Source organism: Nocardioides sp. (genome assembly GCF_031422975.1).
Taxonomy (GTDB): domain Bacteria; phylum Actinomycetota; class Actinomycetes; order Propionibacteriales; family Nocardioidaceae; genus Nocardioides.
This window is the reverse complement of sequence record NZ_JANPEO010000603.1, coordinates 1-5,383: the sequence shown is the minus strand read 5'-3', so window position 1 is coordinate 5,383 and position 5,383 is coordinate 1. Positions and strand designations below refer to the sequence as shown.

Below are 5,383 nucleotides of genomic sequence, written 5' to 3'. Positions count from 1 at the left end.
CCCCTGGCGGTGGCCGACTCCTTGAGGTCAGCCTGGAACGACACCATCTTCTCCCGCAGGCCGGCGTCGGTCGCCGCGAGGATGCGTACGGCGAGCAGGCCGGCGTTGCGACCGTTGCCGATCGACACGGTGGCGACCGGGACGCCCGCGGGCATCTGCCCGATCGAGAGCAGCGAGTCCATCCCGTCGAGATGCTTGAGCGGGACCGGGACCCCGATGACCGGGAGCGGCGTCACGGCGGCGAGCATGCCGGGCAGATGGGCGGCACCCCCGGCGCCGGCGATGATGACCGAGATGCCCCGCGCGGCCGCCCCACGTCCGTAGGCCAGCATCTCGTCGGGCATCCGGTGCGCGGAGACGACGTCTGCCTCGAAGGACACGTCGAACTCGGCGAGCGCCTCCCCGGCGGCCTTCATCACAGGCCAGTCGGAGTCCGAGCCCATCACGATGCCGACGCGTGGTGATTCACTCACTGGTCTCTCCTAGGTCTCCGCGGAACCACGCGGCCGCATGCCGCGCGCGCTCCAGGCAATCATCGAGGTCGTCGCCGTAGGCGTTCACGTGTCCCACCTTGCGACCCGGTCGCAGGTCCTTGCCGTAGAGGTGGACCCGCAGGTGCGGGTCGCGGGCCATCGCATGTGGGAAGCCGTCGTAGAGCCGGCCGGTGTCGGTGGGTCCGCCCAGGATGTTGACCATCACCGTCCAGCGAGCCCGGGGGGCGGGCGAACCCAGCGGGAGGTCCATGACGGCGCGGAGATGGTTCTCGAACTGGGACGTCACGGCGCCGTCCTGGGTCCAGTGACCGGTGTTGTGGGGGCGCATCGCCAGCTCGTTGACCAGGATCCGGCCGTCGGTCGTCTCGAAGAGCTCGACGGCGAGGATGCCCGTGACGTCGAGCGCACCGGCAATGCGCAAGGCGATCTGCTGCGCCTCGCCGGCCAGGGAGGGCGCGAGATCCGGCGCCGGGGCGATGACCTCGTGACAGACGCCGCCGAGCTGGGTGGAGGCGACCACCGGGTAGGCCGCGGCCTGGCCCGAGGGCGAGCGAGCCACCAGGGCGGACAGCTCGCGACGGAAGTCCACGAGTTCCTCGGCCAGGATCTGGACACCGGCCACGGCGGCCGCTTCGAAGGCCGGGGCGGCGTCCGCGAGGTCGTGGACGACCCAGACGCCCTTGCCGTCGTAGCCGCCCCGGGTCGTCTTGAGCACGCAGGGCAGCCCGAACGCCTCGACGTCGGCGGTGGTCGCGACCACCGCGTTGCGCGGGCACGGCACGTCGAGCTCGGCGAGCCGAGCGCGCATGACGGCCTTGTCCTGGGCGTGCACGAGGGCGTCCGGTCCGGGGCGGACGGCGATGCCGTCGGCCTCGAGCGCGTGCAGGTGGGCGGTCGGGACGTGCTCGTGGTCGAAGGTGACGACCGGGCACCCTGCCGTGACCGAGCGCAGCGTGGCCAGGTCGGTGTAGTCGCCCACGACATGGTCGGGGATGACCTGTGCGGCGGACACTCCGGAGGCCTCGGCGAGGAGTCGCAGCGGGAGTCCCAACGCGATCGCGGGCTGGGCCATCATCCGGGCGAGCTGGCCGCCACCGATCACGGCAAGAGTGGGTGCTCGCTCTGACACGCACTGAACCCTAGGGCAGCGGCTGCGTGGCAGACCTCAGGGCACTGCTGCCACCCTCGAAACGGAGCCCCACGCCGCGCACCGTGGTGATCAGCTCGGGAGAGCGCGGGTCGTCGCCGAGCTTGCGGCGCAGCCACCCCAGATGCACGTCGATCGTCTTGGAGGACGACCAGAAGTTCGTGTTCCAGACCTCGAGCATGAGCTCGGCACGGGTCACCACGCTGCCCGCTCGGCGCATGAGCGCGTGGAGGAGATCGAATTCCTTGCGCGAGAGCTGAACCTCTCGATCCCCGCGCCACACTCTGCGCGCGTGCGGGTCCAACACCACGTCCTGGGCCGACAGCACTCGCACAACCTAGGAACGGGTGGCGCGACGTGATGGCCGTTCGGCCAAAGTGCAACCACTGGTCTACACCGGGGGATCCCACGGCGGGTGGGTGCGCGGAGAGTCAGCGACGGCGTAGGGCGACCGGCTCGACCAACCCGAAGCCGCGCACGGGACGGGCCGGGAGGCGGCGGGACTCGAAGTCCTCCGCGGGAAGCAGGTCGGCCGTGTCCTGGTCGACGATCAGCCGATTGCGGCGCGCGACCGCCGTCAGTCGGGACGCAAGGTTGACCGGCGGGCCGAAGATGTCGCCGAGCCGGGGCACGACCGGGCCCGAGGCCAGCCCGATGCGCACGTCCGGCATCCGTGGGTCGCGGCCGATCACCTGGATGATCCCCTCCGCGACCTCGACGGCGGGGACGGCCTCGTTGAGCACGAAGAGCACCGAGTCGCCAAGACTCTTGATGATCCGACCGCCGTGCATGGAGACGACGTCTTGGCACCGCGTCTCGAACTTCTCGACGAGGTCACCGATCTGCTCGCGGTCCAGCTGGTTGGACAGCGCCGTGAAGGAGACCAGGTCGGCGAATCCCACCGTGACGTCGACCGTGTGCAGGTCCTCATGAGCGGCGCCCATGGCCTCCATCCGAGCCACCGCAGCGGCGAGGTGGCGGCGCCAGGCATAGATCAGCATCTGCTCGAACGGCCCGCTGAGCTCCTCGATGAGACGCAGCGCCGAGCCGACCCGCGAGCCCGTCGCCTCGTCGCCGGCCTCGAGCTCCTCGACCCGGTCGGCGAGGGTCGAGACCTCCCAGTCGGCGAGCCGGGCCATCGTCTGGCCCGCGCCGCGGGTGAGGTTGACGGCCATGTCGAAGTCCACGGCGCCGGAGTCGATGATCGACATGAGGGCCGAGACCGCCTCGACGTCGGCCGTGCTGAACGCGCGTTCGTGTCCCATCTCGGGGAAGCCGAGAGCTCGCCACAGTCGCCGGGCCTGGTCGATCGTCACCCCGGTCTCGGCGGCGACCTCGGCAGCGCTCATGGTCGGCGGCTGACCGAGCACCGCCAGGTCAAGTCGTTCGGGCACGGTCAGCGGATCCCCGGCAGCGTTGTCGGACTTCTCCGAGGCGGGACGCCGACCCTCACGTGCCATCGTCGGCTCGGTCGCCGCTGGCCAGCGTGTGGAGCTCATCGGCGACCTGCAGCTGCACCTGCTCCACGCGGGGGATGTCGTCGAGCAGCACGCGTCCGTTGGTGCTCGCGTCGGACACGATCAGGGTGCCGCAGCCGAACATCCGGTCGATCACACCGATCTCGAAGTCGACCCCGCTGATCCGGTTGAGCGGGATCGTGCGGCCCTCCTTCGCGATCAGCCCCGAGCGTTTGATGAAGCGGCGGTTGGTGAACGTGTAGCTCGTGGTGAGCCAGTCGATGAACGGCCGCACCACCCACCACAGCACGATGCCGGCGGCGACTGCTCCGGCCACGACGCCGAAGGCTGTCGAGTCGCTCAAGGTCCACACGAACCCGACGGCGGCCACCGCGAGCAGCAGGATCAGCGCAGGGCCGATCAGCGCCTTGGGGTGCGTGCGGGTGGAGACGACGACATGCTCACCGTCGTTGAGGAGCTTCGTCGGGTAGGCCACGCCCAGATCATGTCACTGCTGCGGGCGGACGTGAATCACATCGCCGGCTCCGACGGTGAACGTCGCGTCGGCCGAGCTCACGACGAGGGCGCCACGAGCGTCGACGTCGAGGGCTTCTCCGCGGCGCACCTCGTCGGCGGGCAGATGGACGTCGACGACGCGGCCGATCGTCGAGCACACGTCGGCGTACGCCGTGCGCAGCGCCTCCGGATCCAGGAGCAGCCCCTGCAGTCCGTGCAGTGAGCCGAGCACCTGTCCGAGCAGACCGGTGCGGTCGACCGGCTCGCCGGTCTCGAGCTCCACGGACGTTGCCAGCGCCACGGGGAGCTCCTCGAGGGTCTGCGAGACGTTGATCCCGACTCCCACGACGGCGGCCGGCCCCTGGGGGGTGTCGATGCGCTCGACCAGGATCCCGGCGATCTTGCGCTCCTCGACCATGATGTCGTTGGGCCACTTCAGCGCGATGTCCGGCAGCCGGTCGGCCAGCGCCGCCTGCACCGCATAGCCGGCCAGCAGCGGCAGCCACGGCCAGTCGTGCGAGGGCGCGTCGGGGCGGAGCAGCACGGAGAACGTCAGCGCTGCTCGCGCCGGGGTCTCCCACACCCGGTCGAGCCGGCCCCGGCCTGCGGTCTGGTGCTCGGTCACCACCACGAGTCCCGCCTCCTCGCCCGCGCGGGCGCGCTCGGCGACCAGGGCGTTGGTCGACAGCGTGGTCTCGATGATCTCGACTCGCCAGCCCTGGGGCGTGGCGAGTCGGGCCGGATCGAGTGCTGGGTGCGGTGCAGGCACGGAAGTCATGGCACTACATTGACGCAGCAGACAACAGGAGGCCACTGGAGTGAGTGCACAGGTGCAGCCCGGCGAGGGCACGGACGTCCCCCAGGACGTCGACATCCACACGACCGCGGGCAAGCTCGCCGACCTTGAGCGACGTCTCGACGAGGCTGTGCACGCCGGGTCGGCGAAGGCGATCGAGAAGCAGCATGCGAAGGGTCGGGGCACCGCCCGCGAGCGCATCGACATGCTCTTCGACGAGGGCTCGTTCGTCGAGCTCGACGAGCTGGCGCGGCACCGCTCCGTGGCCTTCGGGCTGGAGAAGCGGCGCCCGTACGGCGACGGCGTGGTCACCGGCTACGGCACGGTCGACGGCCGTCAGGTCTGCGTCTTCTCGCAGGACTTCACGGTCTTCGGTGGCTCGCTCGGCGAGGTCTACGGCGAGAAGATCACCAAGGTGATGGACCTCGCCATCAAGACCGGTTGCCCCATCATCGGCATCAACGAGGGCGCCGGGGCCCGCATCCAGGAGGGCGTCGTCTCGCTCGGCCTCTACGGCGAGATCTTCCGGCGCAACGTGCACGCCTCGGGGGTCATCCCGCAGATCAGCCTGATCATGGGCAACTGCGCCGGCGGCCACGTCTACTCCCCCGCGGTCACCGACTTCACGATCATGGTGGACCAGACCTCCGCCATGTTCATCACCGGTCCCGACGTGATCAAGACCGTCACCGGCGAGGACGTGACGATGGAGGAGCTCGGCGGCGCCCGCACCCACAACACCAAGTCGGGCAACTCGCACTACATGGCCTCCGACGAGGAGGACGCCATCGAGTACACGAAGGCGCTGCTGTCCTACCTCCCGCAGAACAACCTCGACGAGCCCGTTCTCCTCGGGGGCGCGTTCGACGAGGTCGCCGACCTGACGGTCAGCGACCTCGACACGGCCCTTGACGCGCTGATTCCCGACGGCGCCAACCAGCCCTACGACATGCACACGGTGATCGAGGCAGTG

At 70.0% G+C, this 5,383-nt stretch carries 6 protein-coding genes and 1 pseudogene; 1 reads left to right on the top strand and 6 read right to left on the bottom strand.

What is annotated here, in order from left to right; translation table 11 throughout:
- From purE to RMO85_RS17895, 6 genes and pseudogenes are all read right to left on the bottom strand, one after another.
- Positions 1–443 (bottom strand): 5-(carboxyamino)imidazole ribonucleotide mutase (purE, locus tag RMO85_RS17920; protein ID WP_310530079.1); only part of this gene is annotated, 443 nt, incomplete at its 3' end.
- A gap of 22 nt (positions 444–465) precedes the next feature.
- Entirely contained in the window at positions 466–1,623 is a 1,158-nt protein-coding gene (locus RMO85_RS17915) for a 5-(carboxyamino)imidazole ribonucleotide synthase (protein WP_310530077.1), read from the bottom strand.
- 10 nt (positions 1,624–1,633) lie between these two features.
- Positions 1,634–1,927: pseudogene (locus tag RMO85_RS17910) on the bottom strand (winged helix-turn-helix domain-containing protein); the annotation flags it as partial.
- 145 nt (positions 1,928–2,072) lie between these two features.
- Positions 2,073–3,101: an adenylate/guanylate cyclase domain-containing protein gene (locus RMO85_RS17905; protein ID WP_310530075.1), complete on the bottom strand. Its 1,029-nt coding sequence runs from the start codon at positions 3,099–3,101 to the stop codon at positions 2,073–2,075.
- Positions 3,091–3,594 carry a PH domain-containing protein gene (locus RMO85_RS17900; protein WP_310530074.1) on the bottom strand — a complete coding sequence of 168 codons (504 nt, stop codon included), beginning with the start codon at positions 3,592–3,594 and terminating at the stop codon, positions 3,091–3,093. The genes RMO85_RS17905 and RMO85_RS17900 overlap by 11 nt, the downstream gene beginning before the upstream one ends.
- Before the next feature lie 12 nt (positions 3,595–3,606).
- Positions 3,607–4,392: a biotin--[acetyl-CoA-carboxylase] ligase gene (locus RMO85_RS17895; protein WP_310530073.1), complete on the bottom strand. Its 786-nt coding sequence runs from the start codon at positions 4,390–4,392 to the stop codon at positions 3,607–3,609.
- Positions 4,393–4,432: 40 nt separating this feature from the next.
- Between RMO85_RS17895 and RMO85_RS17890 the strand changes: the two genes are divergently transcribed.
- A partial coding sequence (locus RMO85_RS17890; protein ID WP_397204270.1) for an acyl-CoA carboxylase subunit beta occupies positions 4,433–5,383 on the top strand: 951 nt, incomplete at its 3' end.

Excerpts from the sequence above, each read along its gene's own strand:
- RMO85_RS17895 (WP_310530073.1), bottom strand. The coding sequence starts at position 4,392 with ATGACTTCCGTGCCTGCACCGCACCCAGCACTCGATCCGGCCCGACTC.
- RMO85_RS17905 (WP_310530075.1), bottom strand. The coding sequence starts at position 3,101 with ATGGCACGTGAGGGTCGGCGTCCCGCCTCGGAGAAGTCCGACAACGCT.